The following is a 19,560-nucleotide window of genomic DNA, read 5'->3' on the forward strand; positions in this document are numbered from 1 at the left end:
CGGGTTGACATCGCCCCGTCGCGCCCGATGCTGCCCGGAAACCCGAAAGCGGCGTCTTCAATGGGGAGATCGGCAATGCGGATCAGAAGCTGGGCGGTCTGGGCGTTGAGCGCCGCCGCTTTGGGTATATCGCCGGGCAACGCCGTCGCCTGGTCTAACCAGGGGCATATGGTAACCGGCGCCATCGCCCATGACGATCTGGCCGCCGCCAATCCCGCGCTGATCGCGACGATCGTGGAGATGATGACGCATCATCCCGACAAGGCGCGGTTCGAACGCGCACTAGCGGGTTATTCGGGCGCGGCGCGCGACCGTCGCCTGTTCGAGATGATGGCGCGCTGGCCGGATGACGCGCGCGACGGGCCATACGATCATCCCGGCTGGCATTACTGGCTACGGCTGATCCCGTCCCGAACCGATCCGGCGAACGTGCCCCCTGCGATGCTGGGGATGACCACCGGCGAAGCGGCAGAGGCCTATCGGCTCAATCTCGCGACCGTGCGCGATCCTTATGCGCCGGCGGCGGATCGCGCGGTTTCGCTGTGCTGGCTGTTCCATCTTGCCGGAGACATCCAGCAGCCGCTTCATGCCGGGCACCTGATTTCAGGCCGTTTTCCGCTGAGCGATCGCGCGGGAACCAACGATTTCGTGCGCCCGGCAAGCGGCAGGGACGCAACGACCCTCCATGCCTATTGGGATAATGTCATCGGCGGAGACAACGAGAACGACGCGAATGTCGAGGCGGTGCGCATCCGGCTCGAACAGGCATGGCCGCGATCGGCGCTCAAGGAGTTGAGCGGGAAGGCCGATCCCGAAGCGTTCCGGACATGGGCTGATGAAAGCTACGAACTGGCCCGCACGGTCGCCTATGTGAACGGATCGTTCGAGGGAGCGACGACGGCGGCGGCGGCGCGCCCGGTCCCGGCGGAATATGCGGCGGCGCGCCAGAGCGTCGGCGAGCGCCGCGTTGCGCTGGGCGGGCATCGTATCGCCGATGCGCTCCGCGCCGCGCTGGCGAATTGACCCGCGACGTTCAGTGGCTGACGGTCTTCGAAAACAGGTTCAGCACGATCACCCCGGCGACGATCAGCGCCATTCCCACCAGCGCCGGGGAATCGAGCCGCTGCCCCTGAAACAGCCAGGCGACCGCCGCGATCAGCACCACGCCGACACCTGACCAGATGGCATAGGCAACCCCCGTCGGCATCGCCCGCAAGGTCAGCGACAGGAAGAAGAACGCAAGCGCATAGCCCGCCACGGTGATGGCGGTCGGCCAGAGCCGGGTGAACCCCGCCGTCTGCTTGAGGAAGGAGGTCGCCGTCACCTCCGCGACGATCGCCAGCGCGAGATACAGATAGCTCATCGCCGTGCGATAGGTCGCGGATGCGATCGGGGCAACGCTCCCTTCCCCCCATGCGCCGCAGCCTCAAGCCGCGCGGAACATCTCCGGCGGCAATGCCATCACCGCGTCCGCTCCGCCCTCGATCTGGCGGCGCAGCGAGCCGGCCTCGGGCAGCATCCGCTCCGCGAAGAAGCGCGCGGTGACAAGCTTCGCGTCAAGGAATGCGGCATCGCCCTCACCCGCCGCCTTCAGCCTGGCGGCGGCGCTCGCCATACGCAGCCACATCAGGCCGACCGCGACCAGCCCGGTGAGGTGCATATAGGGCACCGCGCCCGCGCCGATGTTGTTCGGATTGGAAAGATTGCCCATGAACCACATCGTCGCCGCCTGCATCTCGCCCAGCGCCTTTTCCAGCCGGCTGGCGAGATCGGCGGTTGCCGGATTGCCCTTGGCCGCCGCGCATTCGCCCGCGACCAGCGCGAAGAACGCCTGCACCGCGCGACCGCCGTTCATCGCCAACTTGCGCCCCACGAGATCCATCGCCTGCACGCCGTTGGTGCCTTCGTAGATCATCGCGATCCGCGCATCGCGGACATATTGCTCCATCCCCCATTCCTGGATGTAGCCGTGCCCGCCATAGACCTGCTGCGCGTTGGTGGCGATCTCATAGCCCTTGTCGGTGCCGACGCCCTTGATGACCGGGGTGAGCAGCCCGATCAGATCGGCGGCGGACTGGCGTTCCTCCTCGCTCGCCGCCTTTTCCTCCAGATCGACCAGCAACCCGCCCCACAGGCAGAGCGCGCGCAGCCCTTCGAGCCACGCCTTGCCGTGCATCAGCATCCGGCGCACATCGGGATGGACGAACAGCGGATCGGCCTTTTCGGCTGGCTCCGCCGCCCCGGTAAGCGCGCGTCCCTGCCGGCGATCACCGGCATAGATCACCGCGTTCTGATAGGCCGTTTCGCCCACCGCGAGGCCCTGAAGCCCCACGCCGAGGCGCGCGGCGTTCATCATGATGAACATCGCGGCAAGGCCCTTCATCTCCTCGCCGACCAGCCATCCCTTCGCGCCATCATAGTTCATCACGCAGGTGGCGTTGGCGTGGATGCCCATCTTGTGTTCGATCGAGCCGCACGACACCGCATTACGCGCGCCCAGCGAGCCATCGTCCTGCACGATGAACTTGGGCACCACGAACAGCGAAATACCCTTCGAACTGTCCGGCGCGCCCGGCGTCTTGGCGAGCACGAGGTGGATGATATTGTCGGTGAGATCATGCTCACCGGCGGAGATGAATATCTTGGTGCCGGTGATGCTGTACGATCCGTCCGCCTGCGGCTCCGCCTTGGTCTTGATGAGGCCCAGATCGGTGCCGCATTGCGGCTCGGTCAGGTTCATCGTACCGCCCCACTGGCCGGATACCATCTTGGGCAGATAGGTCCGCTGCTGCTCGGGCGAGCCTTTTACCAGCAATGCCGCGATCGCCCCGTGCGCCAGCCCCGGATACATGGCGAAGGCCATGTTCGACGAAATCATATATTCCTGAAACGCCGTGGAGATGACGTGCGGCATATTCTGTCCGCCGAACTCCTCCGGCGCGGAAAGCGTGCCCCAGCCCGATTCCACGAATTTGGCATAGGCTTCCTTCACCCCCCTGGGCGTCGTCACGGATCCGTCGGCATGGCGGGTGCATCCTTCCTGATCGCCCGACTGGTTGATCGGGAACAGCACCTCGGCAACGAAACGGCCGCCTTCCTCAAGCACGGCATCGACCATGTCGGGCGTCGCCGCGGCGAAGCCGGGAAGGTTCGTGTAACCGTTGAGCTTCACGACGTGATCGAGCACGAAGCGCGTGTCGCGCACGGGGGGCGTATATTGCGGCATGGTTCAGGCTTCCTTGGTTGCGCTGGTTTCGAGCAGGACGACGAATTCGCCCAGTTCCTCGATCGCGGCGTCGATGTCTTTCTTCTGCGCGTCGAGCGCGGCGATGCGCGCGCGGCATCGCGCGATGGTGACGGCGCGCTGGGTATTCCGGCCATCGCCGATATCGTAAAGGTCGATCATCTCGCGTATCTCAGCGAGACTGAACCCCACGCGCTTGCCACGCAATATCCACGCCAGCCGCGCGCGATCGCGCTGCGTATAGATGCGGGCGGTGCCGCGCCGCTCGGGCGCGATCAGCCCCTCGTCCTCATAAAAGCGCAACGCGCGCGCGGTGACGCCGAATTCGGCAGCCAGATCGGTGATCGTGAAGCTGGTGCGATCGGGAAGCGACGGTATCGGGGCGTAGGCGGCGACGCTCGACATGATGGAAAACCTATCGCCACCTTACGTTAACGTCAACTGCGTGATCTTACCCGCACAAAGGCTTTCCGTCCGGCCCGCGCAGCGTGGCCGCTTCGGATTCCGCCTCGCTCAGCCGCCCGGCGACAAGCGCGCTCAGCGACGCGCGGCCAGTGCACAGGCTGTCGCAGCCTTCCGGCAACACCGGTGGAAAGACCAGTCTGGCCCCGTCAAACCGCGCCTCGAACCGGCAGGTGCCGCCAAAGCTGATCGCGAGCTTGCCCAGCCCGCGCGCCGTGCCGCGCGCCACACAGCCGTGACCCTCGCCATAATCCACGCTCGCGCCGATCCGGTATCCGCCGCCCGCGCGCAGAATGCAGACGCGATCGCTTGCCGAACTATAGGCACCGGCGGGATCGAGCCGCCCCGGATCGGCCACTACACCCGCCGCTATTGCGGCACGTTCCAGTTGCGCACCCGCGCCGGTCGATTGCGCGCCCGGCTCATGCGAGGCGCGGCCACATCCCGCCAGCGCCGCGATCAACGCGAGCGACACGGCAACAGCGGCTCGCGTCAATCGACACGCTCCAGCGCGCCATCGACGACGCGGCGATAGAAGCAACTCGTCGCGCCGGTGTGGCACGCGGGGCCTGCCGGATCGACCACCAGCCACACGGCATCCTGATCGCAATCGACCCTGATTTCCGCCACGCGCAGCACGTTGCCCGAGGTCTCGCCCTTCTTCCACAGCCGACCGCGACTGCGCGACCAGAAGGTCGCCTCGCCGCTCGCCAGTGTGGCGGCAAGCGCCTCGGCGTTCATATGCGCGACCATCAGCACCGCCCCGCCAACGCGGTCGGTGACCACCGCCGTGACAAGGCCGTTAGCATCATATTTGGGATCGAGGGCAAAGCCTGATTCGCGCGGATCACTCATGCAACCGGGTCTAGCGGGGTGATGGCGATCGCGCCAACGGGGCGATGGCGATGAGCGAGCGCCAGGCGTCATCGTGTCAGTCGGGGCCGATCGACATTCCGTTCATGCCTGCCGGCAAACCGCGCTTTCCCACGCTTCCCGCGCCCACCTTACCGTTGGCACGCAGCGCTCCCGGTCACGGGAATTCGCCATTTTCGACTCGATCTGGCCCGAATGATGATCGGCTCAAGGTTTTTGCTTCGCCACGCTTTCCCGATCCGCAGATGCTTCCATCTGCTTCAAAACCGCGCTGATGCGGCCCGTTGCGCGCACCGATAGCGATACCCGGTTTCACTTGCCTGACACGCAGCCAAGCAGCGCACGTTCGCGCGCCTCGCAACCCCCGAAACGAAACGGGGCGACCCGCAGGCCGCCCCGTTTGCGTCGATCGTTCAGGCGTCCGCTCAGTGCGGGCGACCGAGCCCGGCGATCGTGCGATCGACCATCGCCTTATCGGCATCCGCGCCGTGGCGTTGCGCGATCAGCGCAGCCGCCGCCTTCGCCGCCGCGTCAGCGGTTTTCGCGCGAACCTCGGCGATCGCGGCGCGCTCCGCGGCGGCGATCTTGTCCTCCGCCATCTTCGCGCGACGCTGGACCAGTTCGGCCGCGTCCGTCCGGGCCTGCGCGACGATCGCTTCGGCTTCGTGTTCGGCCTGCGTCGCCATTTCGCCGGCGTTCTTTTCGGCGTCGGCGATCTTGCGCGCATATTCGTCGCGCAGCACTTCGGCCTCGGCGCGCAGCTTCTTCGCGTCGTCGAGCTGCGAGCGGATGTCCGCGATCTGGCGATCGAGCATCGCCGTGATGGCGCTGATGCCGCCCTTCCAGATGACGATCGCGATGAACACCGCCATCGCGATCGAGACCCAGGCGGTGCCGTTCAGCACGCCGAACAGCGCCGGATCGGCGGCATGTTCAGCGCCCTCGACCGCCGCTTCGGAGAGAAGGACCAGATCAACCATTCGCCATCGCCGTCTTCACGGCCCCCTTCGCCTCGTCCGCCGTCACGCTCGCGCCGGAAACGCGGGCGACGATTTCCTGCGCGGCCTCGACGGCCACGGCCTCGATCTCGCCCAGTGCACGGGCCGCCGCCGCACGAACTTCCGCCTCGCCAGCCGCAACCTTCGCCGCCTGTTCGCTATTGGCGGCGTGAAGCGTGGCCTCGGTCGCCTTGGCGGCCCGGCCACGCGCCTCGGCGACGAGCGCCTGCGCCTTTTCACGATTGGCGTGATCGCGCTGCCGCCAGGCTTCTTCAGCCGTGTCCGCCGCATCGCGCGCACGGCTAGCGGCGGCGAGATCGTCGGCGATCGAGCGGTCGCGGGAATCTATCGTCTTCTGCACCTTCGGCAGCATACCGCGACCGACGACGAAGAAGATGATGCCGAAGGTCAGCAGCAGCCAGAAAATCTGGGAGGCATAGGTTTCGGCGAGCTGGGATATCTGTGGCATGTTCGTCCTGCCTCGGCGGGCCGGCGCGCTTCAACCGCGCACCGGGCCGCCCAAGGGAAACCTGAGGTTCGTTACGCGACGAAGATCAGGATCATCGCGACGACGAACGACAGCAGACCGAGAAGCTCGGCTGCGGCGAAGCCGATGAACAGGCGGCCCTGCTGGCCGTCGGCAGCACCCGGATTGCGCAGCGCGCCTTCAAGGAACGAGCCGAAGACGTTGCCGACGCCGATGGCGGCCATGCCGGCGCCGATCGCGGCGAGACCAGCACCGATGAGCTTAGCTGCTGCGGGATCCATGATTTAACTCCAGTGTTGAAAAGGTTGAAACTGTTACGAAAAACTCAGTGCAGGTTGACCGCGTCGTTGAGATAGAGCGAGGTCAGCAGTGCAAAGACATAAGCCTGAATACCGGCCACCAGCAGCTCAAGCGCGGAAATGCCGACCATCAGGACGAAAGAGGGGACGCCGACGAACAGGCCGGGAAAAAGCCCCGCCGTGCCGGAATTGATGATGAAGCCCGCCAGCACCTTCAGCAGCACGTGGCCCGCCGTCATCGCGACAAACAGTCGCAGGCCGAGGCTGAACGGGCGCACCATGAACGAGACGAACTCGATCAGCGGGATGAGCGGCAGCAGCCAGATCGGCGTGCCATGCGGCACGAACAGGCTGAAGAAATGCAGGCCATGCCGCCAGAACCCCACGATCAGCACGATCGAGAAGCTCATGATCGCCAGCACGCCGGTGATCGTGAAATGGCTAGTGAAGGTGAACGGATGGATGCCGACCATGCCCAGCGGCAACAGCCCGAGCACGTTGGCGAACAGGATGAACATGAACAAGGAGAAGATGTAGGGAACGTAACGCTTCCCTTCCGGCCCGACGTTCGCCGACAGCATATTGTCGACGAACCGGACGAAGCCTTCCACCATCACCTGGCCGCGACCGGGGATCAGCGCGCCGCGCGTGCCCATCGACATGAACGCGATCAGCGCGACGACGGCGAGGCACATCCACGCCGCGGAATTGGTGAAGGCCACATTGTAGCCCGCGATCGACCAGTTTTGGGTTCCGAACAACGGCTCCACCAGGAACTGATGCATCGGGTCGATCTTGCCGCCGGCTGCCACTTCGCTCGATCCTTGAACAAAGCGCCCGAAGTCACTTCGGGCGCTGGGAAATCCGAATGATGTTCCTGAAAGCAACGACCGTCCCAAGGGCGAGCATCACCAACAGGGCCCAAGGAGATGTGCCGGCGAACCGATCGATCACCCAACCGATCAGGGCGCCACCCGCCATTCCCCCTACAAGCTCAGCGAGCACGCGATTGCCGAGACGGTAACCCGCATCGTCCGCCGCTTTACCCGCGCCCTTCCGAAGCGCCTCGCCGTTCCGCGCCGCCTTCAGCCGCTCGTCGAGCGATTTCAGGCGGACATCTTCGCCGAGATTTTCCGGTCCGGGCTCGTTTTCAGCCATTCGCGCTCCCCGTGTGACGGGCAGGCGATTTCAAGCCGAAAGGGCGAGCCCGCCAAGGCCGGGTCCGGTTAGCCGGGGGGTCCGGGGGTGTCAACACTTCGTCACCCTCCGGTAACGGTCCACCCTGCGTAGGTCGGTTCGAAACCGGCACAGACGCCGTTCAGGGCACGCCCGGCACGCGCCCGCCCGCCAGTTCAGATGCAGCGCGAATCGCGTTCGGGGGCGCCGGCGCCACGCGTTTCCCATGCGCCGCCCGGCGTCTTGTATTTCTCGCCCGCGGCCGTTTGCAGAATCAGGTTGCACCCCGATGTGAAGGCCATCTGCTCAACGGTCGCGCCTGAGGCTTGCGCCTTTTGCGTATAGGCCGCCTTGCGCTGGATATTGATCGAGTTGACCAGCGCGCGCAGCTCTGGCGTGCCGGCGCCGACGACGCCCAGATAGCCGTCCGGCTGCTCGCCCACCTTGCCCTGCGCGCGGGCGGCGGCATAGGCCGGGTCGCGCTGCGCGAAGGCGGTGGCGGAAAGGCCGGCGAGAGCCACCGCGCCGGCAACCATCAGCAAAGCCTTTTTCATCATGGTCAGAATATCCCCGGATTCTGCTTTATCAGCGATTTTGCCTCACCATCGAGGCGATATACCACTTCCTGCGTCACATTGATGTTGAGATTGATGACGATCGGCTTGTCGGGCGCGGAAACATTGACGCACGCCGCCGTGCCGCCCGCCAGCAGGATCATCATCGCTCTTTTCATCGCGCCACAGGTCATGCGCCTTTCGTGCATCGTCAATTCCATAATGGTCATGGCATTTTCTCGCTTGCGGATGGCTGAACGGGCGCGGGCGGTCGTGCGCGCTTTTCCTGCTCCTCAAGGAGCGTCGGAAGATTGCGTTCGATCAGCCGCCTGGGATCATAAAAGGATGATACCGAATCGAGCAGCCCGCGGAACGGGGCCTTGATGCGGACATTGAAGACAAACGGCAGCTTTTGCAGCCGGCGGATGAGGAAGTTCGATTTGGCGCCCTCCCCTTGCGAAACGCCGGCGAAGCGCACCTCCGTCACCATCTCGCCGGCGAGCGGGCCGTTCATCACGATCTCCAGGCTGCGATAGCGCAGCGATTTCAGCGCCTGAAACGCGATATTGCCCCATGTGCCGAGATCCTTCTCGGTCAGTTCCCCGACATAGGCGATGCCGCCGCCGCCCGCGCGCACTGCGAGCTTGCCGCTCTCGATCCGCCCGCCCGATTGATCGAAGGCGATCGGCAATTCGCCGTCGAACGTGCCGGTGGCGTCGAGATTCTTGAAATCGAACTGCTGGAGGAATTGCGCCGCCTCCGCGCCCTTCACCCGGAAAGTGAGCCGGTGCGCCTCCGGCACCGAAAAATCGAGCAGCGAGGGATCGAGCGTCAGTTCCCCGCCGGCAAAGGGCCAGCGCGCGCCCTCTATTTTGATCCGGGTGTTGGGGAGCGTCTGATAGGTGATACGCCCATCGTTGACCGGCACGCCGGGGTTGATCGACGCCACCGTCGCCACCTGCCCCGGCGCGCTTTCGAGTGCGAGCAGATCGGTGAAATGGATCGCGCCCTTCAGCCCGGTGACCGGCCCGAACGCGGCGGCGAGATTGGTGCCCGCGGTGCGAAACGTGCCGCTGGAGGTGATGCCATCGGCATTCCACGCGATATCGCCCTCGCCCGTCACCGTGCCGTTCACGTCGGCGATCACCCCGAAGGTAAGGCGCGTCAGCTCCTCCGGCTGGAATTGCTTTCCGAAAGTGAGGCCTGGTACGACGATCCGCGCGCTTCCCGCGCCGCTGCCGAGCACGTGCCTGATCGTGACATCGGCGACCTTCACCGCCTTTTTCGGCTCTTGCAGCACGCCGGTGGTGGTGATCGCGCCATCGGCGAGCCGCAGCGCCACGCCACGCGCCGCGAGCGAGCGAAAGCGCGGCTCCGGCGCGGCGTCGCTCACCATCAGATCGCCCGTCACGTCCAGCGCCGCCTTTGCGAAGCTCCACCGGCCCGCCGCCTCGCTCAGCAACAGCGGCACGTTGCCGACATGCCCGGCCCCTCCGGCGAAATCGCCCGCCAGCCCATGCGCGCCGAACGTGCCTGTGATGGTCGAGAAATCGAGCGCGGTCTGGCGATCCGCCGGCCCCAGCCGCGCCTTCAGCCCGATCGCGGTGATGCCGTCCGCGCGGGCCGTCAGTGTGTCGGCGGCAAGGGTCAGCGGGCTCGAACCGAGCGTCCCCGCCAGCCGTGGCGCCGTTACGCGCGCGCCATAGCCGCTGCGCCCGCCGCCGGCATGGAACAGCGCCGGCCCGGTCGGACAAAGCGTCAGCCGCGCCGGGCGCAGAACAAGCCCGCTCATCTGGAGCCGATCGAACGCAAGCGGCGTGCAGGATGGATTGAGCGACACGCCGCCAGCACCGATCACGGCAACCAGCGGGGCACGCAGCTTCTCCACGCGGCCATCCGCGAGCGGGCCGGACAGGGCGATTTGCGTGCGCAGCGTCCCCCGCCCGCCGGCCTGGTCGAACACGATCGGCGATAACCTCAGCCGCGCACCGCCTGCCGCATAGGGCGCGACCGTGGCGGTGCCGGTGAGTGGCGCGTTCGCGCTGCGCTGCGCCACCGCGATCCGGATCGCCGGAAAGCCGCCACCCGAAAGCTTCGTCACGCCATCGACCCGCAACCCCGCCGCGCCGCCAAGCGATATGCCCGCGCCACCGCCGAAAACGAGCCGCGCGCCGCTCGCCGCGCTGGCGGTGAGGCCCGCGACCGTAAGGACGTTGCCGGCGCCGCTTCCCACTTCGGCGCCCACATCGAAACGCCGCGCCGCGCCGCCTGCCGCGCGCGCCAGTTCGCGCGCGATCGGGGCGAGCGGCGTTCCGGTGGCGGCGGCGGGCGCGCTCGCAATCCGCTCGCGTATCCCCTGCGCTAGCGCGACACCGTGCGCGCGAACCGTTCCGGCGAAAGTCGGTTGACCATCGGCCACCCGCCATCTGCCACGAAGCGCGAGTTGCTCGCCGACCGCGCCGGGCAGAGCGAACACGCCGCTCGCCAGATCCGCGCTGCCCTCCGTCCGGTGCGCATTGCCCGCGAAGTCGATCGTGCCGCCCGACGACGACGCGCGCGCGCTTCCTCCTCCCATCGTGGCAACGGCCAGTGCGGCCCGGCCCGACCAGTGATCGAGCGCAGGCCCAAGCTGCACATCGAGATTGGCCCGCGCCGCCCGCGCGCCGATGCCGCCGCAGCGCGCACTGGCGATCCGCACGGGGCCGGCAAGGCGTGGCCCCTCGCGGCCCATCGCGATTTTCAGGAAGGCGCTTGGTCGCGCGGCGACACATCCGCCGGCTGAAATTTCCTCGCCCAGCGCGGCAATCGTTCCGCGGAAGCCATTGTCCAGCGGGCCATTTCCGCTGACCTTCGCCGCGACCACGCCATAGGGTGTCTCCAGCCGAAGGCGCGCATCCGCTATATCGAGGTTCAGCGCCGGCAGCGTGAATTTCGCGCCATTGGCCGAAGCCGGCAACAGCCGGTCGATCGCGCCAAGCGAAAGCTTCCCGTCGACCAATCGCGCGCGCAGGCGGACGTGCCCGGCGCGCACGCTCGCAAGATACGGCCCGCTAACGCCAAGGCCGACGCGCGTTTCCACCCAGTCCGCAACGAGATCGGGATCGCGCGGATCGCCGATCACCACATTGTTCAGCCGCTGTCGCCCGACCCCGAGACCCGTTAGCTCATATCGCGCGGCGACATTGCGTCGCCCCAGCTCGCGGTCGATAAAGCCGGTCGCGATCGGCACGCGCTCCAGCCACAGCGCGCCCAGCGTCGCCACCGCGATCGCGCCGAGCGCGGCACCCGCGCGCCGCCTGCGGCTGCGACGGGGGCGTGATACTTCGCCTTCCTCCACCGTCGCCCGCAACCCTTTCTCAACGCCCGCTGACCGATCCATAGCCACCGACACAACGCACGCGCAATTGCATGGAGCCATGACGCGCCCTACGCTCGGGCCGATGGCCGATGGCGACGCCCTTTCTTCCGACACCGCAGGCCACCGCGCCAGATTGCGCGAACGGCTGCTCGCGCGGGGCGGTGGCGATGCGCTGCTCGATCACGAACTGATCGAATATCTCCTCGCGCTCGCCATCCCGCGCCGCGACACCAAGCCGCTCGCCAAGGCGCTGTTGCGCGAATTCGGCGGGATCGGCGGGCTGCTGACCGCCGACGCGGAGGCGCTCACCCGCGTGTCCGGCATGGGCGACACCTCCACCGCCGCGATCAAGATCGCCCATGCCGCAGCACTCCGCCTGCTCCATGGCGAGGTTTCGGCGCGCCCCGTGCTGGCGAACTGGCAGGCCGTGCTCGATTATCTCCACGCGGACATGGCACACCATGTGATCGAGCGTTTCCGCGTGCTCCATCTCAACACGCGCAACATGCTGATCCGTGATGAGGTGATGAGCGAAGGCTCGATCGACCAGGCGCCCGTTCATGTGCGCGAGGTGATCCGCCGCGCGATTGATCTCGGATCAGCCGCGATCATCCTCGTCCACAACCACCCCTCAGGCGATCCCTCCCCCAGCCGCGCGGATATCGACATCACCCGCGCGATCGTCGAGGCCGGGCGCGGCCTTGGCATCACCGTTCACGATCACATCGTGATCGGCGCGAACGGCCACGCAAGTTTACGCGCCAAGGGGCTGATATAAAGCCTTAATCAAGATTCGGTCGCAACAGGCGCTTCGCCCGTTCCAGATCAACCCCGCGACGCACGGCATAATCCGCCACCTGATCCTCGCCGATCCTCGCGACGCCGAAATATTCGGCCTGCGGATGCCCGAAATAGAAGCCGGAAACCGCCGCTGTCGGCAGCATCGCGAAGCCCTCGGTCAGGCTGATGCCCGTCGCGTGATGCGCATCGAGCATCTCGAACAACTGCGTTTTCAGGCTGTGCTCGGGGCACGCCGGATAGCCAGGCGCGGGGCGGATGCCGCGATATTTCTCGCGGATCAGCGCCTCGTTATCGAGTTGCTCGTCGGGCGCATAACCCCATAGAATGGTGCGGACATGGTGGTGCAGCGCCTCCGCCATCGCCTCGGCCAGACGATCCGCCAATGCCTTCAGCAGGATATCGGAATAATCGTCGATCGCCGCCTTGAAGCGCGCAAGATGCGGCTCGATGCCGTGGATCGACACCGCGAAACCACCGATCCAGTCGCCCTTGGGATCGACGAAATCGGCAAGGCACATGTTCGGTCGCCCCTCGCGCTTCGCGATCTGCTGGCGCAGGAACGGCAGGCGGACGACATCGGTGCCCTTGACCAGATCGAGCAGATCGAGGCCGCGCAATTCCTCCGCGTTGAAATCGCCCTTCAGATCAACGATCACGTCATCCTCATGCCGCGCGCACGGCCACAGCCCGGCAACGCCGCGCGCGGTGAGCCATTTCTCCGCGATGAGGCGATCGAGCATATTCTGCGCGTCATTGAACAATGAGCGCGCGCTCTCCCCCACCACCTCATCATCAAGGATCGCCGGATAATTGCCCGCGAGTTCCCATGCGCGGAAAAACGGCGTCCAGTCGATGAAATCGCGCAATGCGTTCAGATCCCAGTCGCGGAACACATGCACGCCCGGCTGGGCCGGCGCACCCGGCTTCAGCGCCATATCCGCGACGAAACCGTTGGCGCGCGCCTTGGCGAGCGGGAGCAATTCGTTCTGCGCCTTGCCTTCGCGCGCGCGGCGGACGGCGGCATATTCGTCCGCCACCTTCGCCACATAATCGTCGCGCTGCGTATCGCTGACCAATGTGGTCGCGACCCCCACCGCGCGGCTCGCGTCAAGCACATGGACGACCGGGCCGGAATAGGCGGGCGCGATGCGCAGCGCGGTGTGGACTTTCGAGGTGGTGGCCCCGCCGATCAACAGCGGCATTTCCATGCCCGCGCGCTGCATCTCCTCGCCCACCGTCACCATCTCATCGAGGCTGGGCGTGATAAGGCCGGACAGGCCGATCATGTCCGCGTCATTGTCTTTCGCCGCGGCGAGGATCGTCGACCATGGCACCATCACGCCAAGGTCGACCACCTCGAAGCCGTTGCATTGAAGCACGACGCCGACGATGTTCTTGCCGATATCATGAACGTCGCCTTTCACCGTCGCCATGATGATCCGGCCCTTGGCCTTGGTGCCGGGTTCCTTGCTCGCCTCGATGAACGGCAGAAGGTGGGCGACCGCCTTCTTCATCACACGCGCCGATTTCACCACCTGGGGCAGGAACATCTTGCCCGCGCCGAACAGATCGCCGACGACGTTCATGCCGTCCATCAGCGGGCCTTCGATCACTTCGATCGGCCGATCATATTGCAGCCGCGCTTCCTCGGTATCGTCAACGACATGCGCGTCGATACCCTTGACGAGCGCGTGTTCCAGCCGCTTGGCGACCGGCCAGCCGCGCCATTCCTCCGCCGCCTTTTCCGCTGCGACATCGGTGCCGCGGAAACGCTCCGCCAGTACCACCAGCCGCTCCCCCGCCTCCGGATCGCGATTGAGGATCACGTCTTCGCAGGTCGTGCGAAGTTCGGGATCTATCGTATCGTAAACATCGAGCTGCCCGGCGTTGACGATCGCCATGTCCATGCCCGCCGGAATGGCGTGATAGAGAAACACCGAATGCATCGCGCGGCGCACCGGCTCGTTGCCGCGGAACGAGAAGCTCAGGTTGGAAAGGCCGCCGGAGATATGGACGTGCGGGCAGCGCGCCTTGATCTCGCGCGTCGCCTCGATGAAATCGACGCCGTAATTGTTGTGCTCCTCGATCCCCGTCGCGATCGCGAAGACGTTTGGATCGAAGATGATATCCTCGGGCGGAAAGCCGATCCCGATCAGCAATTTATAAGCGCGTTCGCAGATTTCGATCTTGCGCGCCTTCGTATCCGCCTGCCCGGTCTCGTCGAACGCCATGACGACCACCGCCGCGCCATAGGCCATGCATTTGCGCGCGGCATCGAGGAACGGCCCCTCCCCCTCCTTCATGCTGATCGAATTGACGATCGGCTTGCCGGAAACGCACTTCAGCCCCGCCTCGATCACTTCCCATTTCGAGCTGTCGATCATGATCGGCACGCGCGCGATATCGGGCTCCGCGGCGATCAGCTTGAGGAAGGTGGTCATCGCCTCCACGGCGTCGAGCAGCCCCTCGTCCATGTTGATGTCGATCACCTGCGCGCCATTCTCGACCTGCTGGCGCGCGACCTCCACCGCGCGGGCATAATCACCCGCCATGATGAGCTTCTTGAATGCCGCCGATCCGGTGACGTTGGTGCGCTCGCCGACGTTGACGAAGGAGGTGGAAGATGCGGTGGTCACTGTTTTTTCCGACCTGAAATGAGGATGAGCGGTGGCCGTCACGCGGCCATCGTGAAAGGCTCCAGCCCGGCGAGGCGCGTGCGCACCTGCGACATCGGGACCGGGCGAGCGGGCAGCCCGCGCACGGCATCGGCGATCGCCTTGATATGCGCGGGCGTGGAGCCGCAGCAGCCGCCCAGCACATTGACCTGCCCTGCCCCAGCCCATTCGCCGACAAGCCCGGCGGTAGTGGCCGGCGCCTCGTCATAGGCGCCCAACTCGTTGGGCAGGCCGGCGTTGGGATAAACCATGATGAGCGTGTCAGCTATCTCGCTCAACGATTTGACATGCGGGCGCAATTGCTCCGCCCCGAACGAGCAGTTGAGCCCCACGGTCAGCGGCCTGGCATGGCGGATCGCGTGCCAGAACGCCTCCACCGCATGGCCGGACAGGTTGCGCCCCGAAAGATCGGTGAGCGTCATCGACAGCATGATCGGCAGATCGCGGCCCAGCGCCTCGCCCGCCTCGATCGCGGCCATGATGCCCGCCTTGGCGTTCAGCGTATCGAACACCGTTTCGATCAGCACGAAATCCACGCCGCCTTCGACCAGCGCGTCAATCTGCTCGCGATAGACCTGCTTCAGATAATCGAAGTCGATCTCGCGATAGCCGGGGTCGTTCACATCCGGGCTGAGCGAAAGCGTCTTGTTGGTCGGCCCGATCGCCCCAGCAACGAAACGCGGGCGGCCATCCTTCGCCTGAAATTCGTCGGCGACGCGGCGCGCCATCTTCGCGCTTTCCACGTTGATCTCGCGCACCAGATGCTCGGCGCCGTAATCCGCCTGGCTGATGCTGTTGGCCGAAAAGGTATTGGTTTCCGCGATATCCGCCCCCGCCTCGAAATAGGCGCGGTGGATCGCCTCCGGCACCTCCGGCTTTGTCAGCGCGAGGATGTCGTTATTGCCCTTCTGATCGCGCGACAGGCCGAGATTGCCGGCATAATCCGCCTCGGACAGCTTCCAGCCCTGAATCTCCGTGCCGAACGCGCCATCGGTAATCAGGATGCGCTTCGCCGCTTCCGCGTTGAAGATATCGCGTACAGTCATGGTTCTACTCCATCGCCCGGCCAGTGCCGGGATATCGTTAGGCCGCGACGGCGCGCGCGCCGGCCTTCGCCCGCACGCCGAGCAGGTGGCAGATCGCGAAGGAAAGCTCGGCGCGGTTCAGCGTGTAGAAGTGGAATTGCTTCACCCCGCCGGCATAGAGCTTGCGACATAATTCGGCGGTGAGCGTCGCGGCGACGAGCTGGCGCGCGTCGGGCAGATCATCCAGCCCTTCGAACAGCCGCCCCATCCATGGCGGCACGGCGGTGCCGCACATCGCGCTCATCCGCTGGACGGCGGCGAAATTGGATACCGGCATGATGCCCGGCACCATCTCCGCGTCGATCCCCGCCGCCGCCGCGCGATCGCGAAAGCGGAAGAAGGTTTCAGGTTCGAAGAAAAATTGCGTGATCCCGCGTGTGGCGCCGGCATCGACCTTGCGCTTCAGATTGTCGAGATCGGCGGCGGCATCGGCTGAATCCGGGTGTTTTTCCGGATAAGCGGCAACCGACAGCTCGAACGGATGCAGCTTGCGCAGCCCTTCGACCAGCGCGGCGGCATTCTCATAGCCGCCGGGGTGCGCCGCATAACGCGCGCCCTGCACCGGCGGATCGCCGCGCAGCGCGACGATGTGCCGCACGCCCGCCGCCCAATATTCGCGCGCCACCGCGTCGATCTCCTCGCGCGTCGCCTCCACGCAGGTAAGATGCGCGGCGGCGGGAATCGCGGTTTCGCGCGCGATGCGGGCGACGGTCGCATGGGTCCGCTCGCGGGTCGAGCCGCCCGCGCCATAAGTGACCGAGACGAAACGCGGGCCGAGCGGCGCGAGCGTGGAGATCGAACGCCACAGCGTCTCCTCCATCTTCTCCGTCTTGGGCGGGAAGAATTCGAAACTTACGTCGATATCGCCCGCCACATCGGCATAGAGCGGCCCATCGAGCGCGCGGCGCGCCTCCTCAAGCTGATTGAGCGATAACGTCATGCCGCCTTCACCTCACGCAAGGCCGCGCCCTGACGGACGCCGAGCCACAATTTCACCGTCAACTCCCCGCCCGCCAGCGTCTCTACCTGCGCCAGCGTCAACCCGGCGGCGGTGAACCATCGTTCGATCTGCGCATCGGAAAAGCCAAGCCGGGTATGCGCATCGCGCGCGCGTAATTCCTCACGATCGTGCGGCGCGAAATCCGCGATCAGCAGCCGCCCGCCCGGCGCCAGCACGCGCGCCGCTTCCGCGATCGCGGCCCCCGGCTGCTGCGCGAAATGAAGGACGTGGTGGATGATCGCCACATCCGCTTCGCCATCGCCCATCGGCAGCGCATAGAGATCCGCCTGGCGCAGCTCGACATTCGCAAGCCCTCGCTCGCCCAGCTTGGCGCGGGCGAGGCGCAGCATTTCGGAGCTGCGATCAATGCCCAACGCCGTGTCCGCGCGCGGCGCGAACAGTTCGATCATCCGCCCGGTTCCGGTGCCGATGTCGATCAGCCGCCCGACCGGCGCCTCGCCGAGCGCGGCGAGCATCGACGCCTCCACTTCGCTTTCCGCGACATGCATCGAGCGGATCGCATCCCATTCGCCGGCATTCGCCTCGAACCAGGCAGCCGCCGATGCCGCGCGATCGGCACGCACCGCCGCCAGCCGCGCCACGTCCGCCGCCGCCTGACGATCCGGGCTTGCCACCTCCCAGCGATCGAGCGCCGCCGCGATCGGCGCCACCGCCTCGATCGGGCCAAGCGCCACGAACACCCAACTCCCCTCCTTGCGCCGCTCGGCAAGGCCGGCATCGCAGAGGATTTTCACATGCCGCGAAACCCGCGGCTGGCTCTGCCCCAGCACCTGCGCCAATTCGCCCACGGACAGTTCCATCGTGCGCAGCAGGCGCAGGATGCGCAGCCGCGAGGAATCGGCGAGAGCACGGAAGATTTCGAGCGCGTCGATCATGGAAATGAAGATATAAAGATATCTTTATATGAGGTCAACGCCTCACCCGGCCACCGATCACTTGCGGAGCGAAACCGGCTGGGCCACGTTATCCGCCTCGTCGCCGGCGCGCCGGCATCCGACAATGGGAGTGATTAGATGAAGCAGATCGCCACTTTCGCATTCGCGATCGCCGCCGTGGCAAGCCTGGGCGCGTGCAGCAAGAACGCGCAGGATCAGAGCGCCGAGGCCGCCAACGCGATCGGCGCGGACCTGGGCGCGACAACGCGCAACGCGGTGGACGACGTGCAGGCCGCAACCGATCAGGCGCTGGATCGCGCCGGCTCCGCGATGGACAATGCCGGCGACAAGCTGAAAGCCGGCAGCGAGAAAGCCGACAAGTCGCTCGACCAGCATCTCGACAAGGCGGGCGACGCGATCAGGAACGGTGCGGATCGCGCGCGCGACGCCACCGGCAACGCGCTGAAAGACGCCGGCAACACGATCGACAAGCATTGATCGCGCGGCTCGCGGCGGGGGTGTCGCTGGCGCTTCTCGCCGCCTGCTCCTCGCAACCGGCGGCACCCGGCGCGGTTACGCCGGACGAGGAACGACAGTTGAACGAGGCCGCCGCGATGCTCGATGCCAATAGCGTCAGCGCGGCGGCGGTGATCGACAATGATGAGGACGGGCAATGACCAAATGTCGTCTCGGCGCGACCGATCTCGAAATCACGCCGCTGGTGCTGGGCGGCAACGTGTTCGGCTGGACGGCGGACCGCGCGGCGAGCTTCGCGGTGCTCGATGCGTTCGTCGACGCCGGTGGCACGATGATCGACACGGCGGACGTCTATTCGGCCTGGGCGCCCGGCCATAAGGGCGGCGAATCCGAAAGCATGATCGGCGAATGGCTGCGCGCCACCGGCAAGCGCGATAGGGTGCTGCTTGCCACCAAGGTCGGGATGTTGCCCGGTGACGGTGGCGAGAAGCTGGCGCCCGCGCGGATCGCGGCGGCGTGCGACGCGTCTCTCAAGCGGCTCGGCACCGATCGCATCGACCTTTATTTCGCGCATCAGGATGATGATGCGACGCCGCAGGAAGCAGCGCTGGAGGCGTTCGCGAAGCTGGTCGATGCCGGCAAGGTGCGCGTGCTGGGCGCCTCGAATTTCCACGCCACGCGGCTAAAATCAGCAAACGATGCGGCCGCGGCGGCCGGGTTTCCGCGCTATCATGTCCTCCAGCCCGAATATAATCTCGTCAGCCGCCACAGGTTCGAGGGCGAGCTTGAGGATTATTGCATCGAGCATAACGTCGGCGTGGTGCCCTATTACGCCCTCGCCTCGGGCTTCCTCACCGGCAAATATCGCTCGCGCGACGATCTGGGCAAAAGCGTGCGCGGCGGGCGGATGGGGGATTTGCTGGAGGGCAAGGGGCGCACCATGCTCGATGCACTCGATGCGGTGGCAGCGGAAACGGGCGCTTCGCTGGCGCAGATCGCGCTTGCGTGGCTGATCGCGCAGCCCGGCGTCACCGCGCCGATCGCAAGTGCCACCAGCACCGCGCAACTCGCGGAACTGATGCCCGCGACCGAACTGGCGCTGTCAGCCGAGCAGCTCGCCCGCCTCACCGATGCCGGGGCGTGAGCGGCTCCCGGCCTGGTAGCGGAATGGCAAC

23 protein-coding genes are annotated in these 19,560 nt (G+C 66.1%); 6 read left to right on the plus strand and 17 right to left on the minus strand.

Features of this window, described 5'->3' with window-relative positions; genetic code table 11:
- Window positions 1–75 precede the first annotated feature (75 nt).
- Window positions 76–1,023 (plus strand): S1/P1 nuclease, encoded by a 948-nt coding sequence (locus tag Q0316_RS12020; RefSeq protein WP_298672715.1) that lies wholly within the window; start codon window positions 76–78, stop codon window positions 1,021–1,023.
- A 10-nt stretch (window positions 1,024–1,033) separates the two neighbouring features.
- Here the strand turns inward: Q0316_RS12020 and Q0316_RS12025 are convergent, their stop codons facing one another.
- From Q0316_RS12025 to hisI, 5 genes are all read right to left on the minus strand, one after another.
- Entirely contained in the window at window positions 1,034–1,363 is a 330-nt protein-coding gene (locus tag Q0316_RS12025; protein WP_298672718.1) for an SMR family transporter, read from the minus strand.
- 63 nt (window positions 1,364–1,426) lie between these two features.
- Entirely contained in the window at window positions 1,427–3,226 is a 1,800-nt protein-coding gene (locus Q0316_RS12030) for an acyl-CoA dehydrogenase C-terminal domain-containing protein (RefSeq protein ID WP_298672721.1), read from the minus strand.
- A gap of 3 nt (window positions 3,227–3,229) precedes the next feature.
- Window positions 3,230–3,649, minus strand: coding sequence for a MerR family DNA-binding transcriptional regulator (locus tag Q0316_RS12035; RefSeq protein ID WP_298672724.1), 420 nt, complete (start codon window positions 3,647–3,649; stop codon window positions 3,230–3,232).
- A 46-nt stretch (window positions 3,650–3,695) separates the two neighbouring features.
- Entirely contained in the window at window positions 3,696–4,202 is a 507-nt protein-coding gene (locus Q0316_RS12040; RefSeq protein ID WP_298672728.1) for a hypothetical protein, read from the minus strand.
- Complete coding sequence (gene hisI / locus Q0316_RS12045) at window positions 4,199–4,561, minus strand: phosphoribosyl-AMP cyclohydrolase (RefSeq protein WP_298672731.1); 363 nt, start codon at window positions 4,559–4,561, stop codon at window positions 4,199–4,201. The genes Q0316_RS12040 and hisI overlap by 4 nt, the downstream gene beginning before the upstream one ends.
- A gap of 50 nt (window positions 4,562–4,611) precedes the next feature.
- On the opposite strand from hisI, the gene Q0316_RS12050 reads away from it, so the two are divergent.
- Entirely contained in the window at window positions 4,612–4,854 is a 243-nt protein-coding gene (locus Q0316_RS12050; RefSeq protein ID WP_298672733.1) for a hypothetical protein, read from the plus strand.
- A 150-nt stretch (window positions 4,855–5,004) separates the two neighbouring features.
- Here the strand turns inward: Q0316_RS12050 and Q0316_RS12055 are convergent, their stop codons facing one another.
- From Q0316_RS12055 to Q0316_RS12090, 8 genes are all read right to left on the minus strand, one after another.
- Window positions 5,005–5,559: a F0F1 ATP synthase subunit B gene (locus tag Q0316_RS12055; protein WP_298672735.1), complete on the minus strand. Its 555-nt coding sequence runs from the start codon at window positions 5,557–5,559 to the stop codon at window positions 5,005–5,007.
- Window positions 5,552–6,046, minus strand: a complete 495-nt coding sequence (locus tag Q0316_RS12060; protein ID WP_298672737.1) for an ATPase — start codon at window positions 6,044–6,046, stop codon at window positions 5,552–5,554. Before Q0316_RS12060 ends, Q0316_RS12055 begins: the two co-directional genes overlap by 8 nt.
- Window positions 6,047–6,117: 71 nt before the next feature.
- A complete protein-coding gene (locus tag Q0316_RS12065) occupies window positions 6,118–6,345 on the minus strand; it encodes a F0F1 ATP synthase subunit C (RefSeq protein WP_137785819.1) in 228 nt (75 codons plus the stop codon).
- A 44-nt stretch (window positions 6,346–6,389) separates the two neighbouring features.
- The gene (locus Q0316_RS12070) at window positions 6,390–7,148 is read right to left on the minus strand and encodes a F0F1 ATP synthase subunit A (RefSeq protein WP_298673077.1); all 759 of its coding nucleotides are present in this window, start codon (window positions 7,146–7,148) and stop codon (window positions 6,390–6,392) included.
- Window positions 7,149–7,206: 58 nt separating this feature from the next.
- Window positions 7,207–7,521: an AtpZ/AtpI family protein gene (locus Q0316_RS12075; protein WP_298672741.1), complete on the minus strand. Its 315-nt coding sequence runs from the start codon at window positions 7,519–7,521 to the stop codon at window positions 7,207–7,209.
- A gap of 194 nt (window positions 7,522–7,715) precedes the next feature.
- The gene (locus tag Q0316_RS12080) at window positions 7,716–8,093 is read right to left on the minus strand and encodes a YdbL family protein (protein WP_298673078.1); all 378 of its coding nucleotides are present in this window, start codon (window positions 8,091–8,093) and stop codon (window positions 7,716–7,718) included.
- 5 nt (window positions 8,094–8,098) lie between these two features.
- The gene (locus tag Q0316_RS12085) at window positions 8,099–8,272 is read right to left on the minus strand and encodes a YnbE family lipoprotein (RefSeq protein ID WP_298672743.1); all 174 of its coding nucleotides are present in this window, start codon (window positions 8,270–8,272) and stop codon (window positions 8,099–8,101) included.
- Window positions 8,273–8,319: 47 nt separating this feature from the next.
- A complete protein-coding gene (locus tag Q0316_RS12090) occupies window positions 8,320–11,472 on the minus strand; it encodes a YdbH domain-containing protein (protein ID WP_298672745.1) in 3,153 nt (1,050 codons plus the stop codon).
- Between the two features lie 61 nt (window positions 11,473–11,533).
- Here Q0316_RS12090 and radC point away from each other — a divergent pair, with 61 nt between their 5' ends.
- The gene (gene radC, locus Q0316_RS12095; protein WP_298673080.1) at window positions 11,534–12,229 is read left to right on the plus strand and encodes a DNA repair protein RadC; all 696 of its coding nucleotides are present in this window, start codon (window positions 11,534–11,536) and stop codon (window positions 12,227–12,229) included.
- A 4-nt stretch (window positions 12,230–12,233) separates the two neighbouring features.
- On the opposite strand, the gene metH is transcribed toward radC, so the two are convergent.
- Genes metH through Q0316_RS12115 form a run of 4 tightly spaced genes read right to left on the minus strand, consistent with a single transcriptional unit; the run spans window position 12,234 to window position 17,908 of the window.
- On the minus strand, window positions 12,234–14,888 hold the full coding sequence (metH, locus tag Q0316_RS12100) for a methionine synthase (protein WP_298672747.1): 2,655 nt from the start codon (window positions 14,886–14,888) through the stop codon (window positions 12,234–12,236).
- Between the two features lie 38 nt (window positions 14,889–14,926).
- On the minus strand, window positions 14,927–15,973 hold the full coding sequence (locus Q0316_RS12105; RefSeq protein WP_298672750.1) for a homocysteine S-methyltransferase family protein: 1,047 nt from the start codon (window positions 15,971–15,973) through the stop codon (window positions 14,927–14,929).
- 37 nt (window positions 15,974–16,010) lie between these two features.
- Complete coding sequence (gene metF, locus Q0316_RS12110) at window positions 16,011–16,952, minus strand: methylenetetrahydrofolate reductase [NAD(P)H] (protein ID WP_298672752.1); 942 nt, start codon at window positions 16,950–16,952, stop codon at window positions 16,011–16,013.
- The gene (locus Q0316_RS12115) at window positions 16,949–17,908 is read right to left on the minus strand and encodes a metalloregulator ArsR/SmtB family transcription factor (RefSeq protein WP_298672754.1); all 960 of its coding nucleotides are present in this window, start codon (window positions 17,906–17,908) and stop codon (window positions 16,949–16,951) included. Before Q0316_RS12115 ends, metF begins: the two co-directional genes overlap by 4 nt.
- A 138-nt stretch (window positions 17,909–18,046) precedes the next feature.
- Between Q0316_RS12115 and Q0316_RS12120 the strand changes: the two genes are divergently transcribed.
- From Q0316_RS12120 to Q0316_RS12130, 3 genes are read left to right on the plus strand one after another with little or no spacing between them, the layout of a single operon-like run.
- Window positions 18,047–18,406, plus strand: a complete 360-nt coding sequence (locus Q0316_RS12120; RefSeq protein WP_298672757.1) for a hypothetical protein — start codon at window positions 18,047–18,049, stop codon at window positions 18,404–18,406.
- On the plus strand, window positions 18,403–18,585 hold the full coding sequence (locus Q0316_RS12125) for a hypothetical protein (protein WP_298672759.1): 183 nt from the start codon (window positions 18,403–18,405) through the stop codon (window positions 18,583–18,585). The genes Q0316_RS12120 and Q0316_RS12125 overlap by 4 nt, the downstream gene beginning before the upstream one ends.
- Complete coding sequence (locus Q0316_RS12130; protein ID WP_298672761.1) at window positions 18,582–19,529, plus strand: aldo/keto reductase; 948 nt, start codon at window positions 18,582–18,584, stop codon at window positions 19,527–19,529. Before Q0316_RS12125 ends, Q0316_RS12130 begins: the two co-directional genes overlap by 4 nt.
- Window positions 19,530–19,560 lie beyond the last annotated feature (31 nt).

Origin of the sequence: uncultured Sphingomonas sp., from assembly GCF_937871615.1 — a bacterium.
Lineage (GTDB): Bacteria > Pseudomonadota > Alphaproteobacteria > Sphingomonadales > Sphingomonadaceae > Sphingomonas.

Excerpts from the sequence above, each read along its gene's own strand:
- Q0316_RS12020 (WP_298672715.1), top strand. The coding sequence starts at position 76 with ATGCGGATCAGAAGCTGGGCGGTCTGGGCGTTGAGCGCCGCCGCTTTG.
- Q0316_RS12025 (WP_298672718.1), bottom strand. The coding sequence starts at position 1,363 with ATGAGCTATCTGTATCTCGCGCTGGCGATCGTCGCGGAGGTGACGGCG.
- Q0316_RS12030 (WP_298672721.1), bottom strand. The coding sequence starts at position 3,226 with ATGCCGCAATATACGCCCCCCGTGCGCGACACGCGCTTCGTGCTCGAT.
- Q0316_RS12035 (WP_298672724.1), bottom strand. The coding sequence starts at position 3,649 with ATGTCGAGCGTCGCCGCCTACGCCCCGATACCGTCGCTTCCCGATCGC.
- hisI (WP_298672731.1), bottom strand. The coding sequence starts at position 4,561 with ATGAGTGATCCGCGCGAATCAGGCTTTGCCCTCGATCCCAAATATGAT.
- Q0316_RS12050 (WP_298672733.1), top strand. The coding sequence starts at position 4,612 with ATGAGCGAGCGCCAGGCGTCATCGTGTCAGTCGGGGCCGATCGACATT.
- Q0316_RS12055 (WP_298672735.1), bottom strand. The coding sequence starts at position 5,559 with ATGGTTGATCTGGTCCTTCTCTCCGAAGCGGCGGTCGAGGGCGCTGAA.
- Q0316_RS12060 (WP_298672737.1), bottom strand. The coding sequence starts at position 6,046 with ATGCCACAGATATCCCAGCTCGCCGAAACCTATGCCTCCCAGATTTTC.
- Q0316_RS12065 (WP_137785819.1), bottom strand. The coding sequence starts at position 6,345 with ATGGATCCCGCAGCAGCTAAGCTCATCGGTGCTGGTCTCGCCGCGATC.
- Q0316_RS12070 (WP_298673077.1), bottom strand. The coding sequence starts at position 7,148 with ATGCATCAGTTCCTGGTGGAGCCGTTGTTCGGAACCCAAAACTGGTCG.
- Q0316_RS12075 (WP_298672741.1), bottom strand. The coding sequence starts at position 7,521 with ATGGCTGAAAACGAGCCCGGACCGGAAAATCTCGGCGAAGATGTCCGC.
- Q0316_RS12080 (WP_298673078.1), bottom strand. The coding sequence starts at position 8,093 with ATGAAAAAGGCTTTGCTGATGGTTGCCGGCGCGGTGGCTCTCGCCGGC.
- Q0316_RS12085 (WP_298672743.1), bottom strand. The coding sequence starts at position 8,272 with ATGAAAAGAGCGATGATGATCCTGCTGGCGGGCGGCACGGCGGCGTGC.
- Q0316_RS12090 (WP_298672745.1), bottom strand. The coding sequence starts at position 11,472 with ATGGATCGGTCAGCGGGCGTTGAGAAAGGGTTGCGGGCGACGGTGGAG.
- radC (WP_298673080.1), top strand. The coding sequence starts at position 11,534 with ATGGCCGATGGCGACGCCCTTTCTTCCGACACCGCAGGCCACCGCGCC.
- Q0316_RS12105 (WP_298672750.1), bottom strand. The coding sequence starts at position 15,973 with ATGACTGTACGCGATATCTTCAACGCGGAAGCGGCGAAGCGCATCCTG.
- metF (WP_298672752.1), bottom strand. The coding sequence starts at position 16,952 with ATGACGTTATCGCTCAATCAGCTTGAGGAGGCGCGCCGCGCGCTCGAT.
- Q0316_RS12115 (WP_298672754.1), bottom strand. The coding sequence starts at position 17,908 with ATGATCGACGCGCTCGAAATCTTCCGTGCTCTCGCCGATTCCTCGCGG.
- Q0316_RS12120 (WP_298672757.1), top strand. The coding sequence starts at position 18,047 with ATGAAGCAGATCGCCACTTTCGCATTCGCGATCGCCGCCGTGGCAAGC.
- Q0316_RS12130 (WP_298672761.1), top strand. The coding sequence starts at position 18,582 with ATGACCAAATGTCGTCTCGGCGCGACCGATCTCGAAATCACGCCGCTG.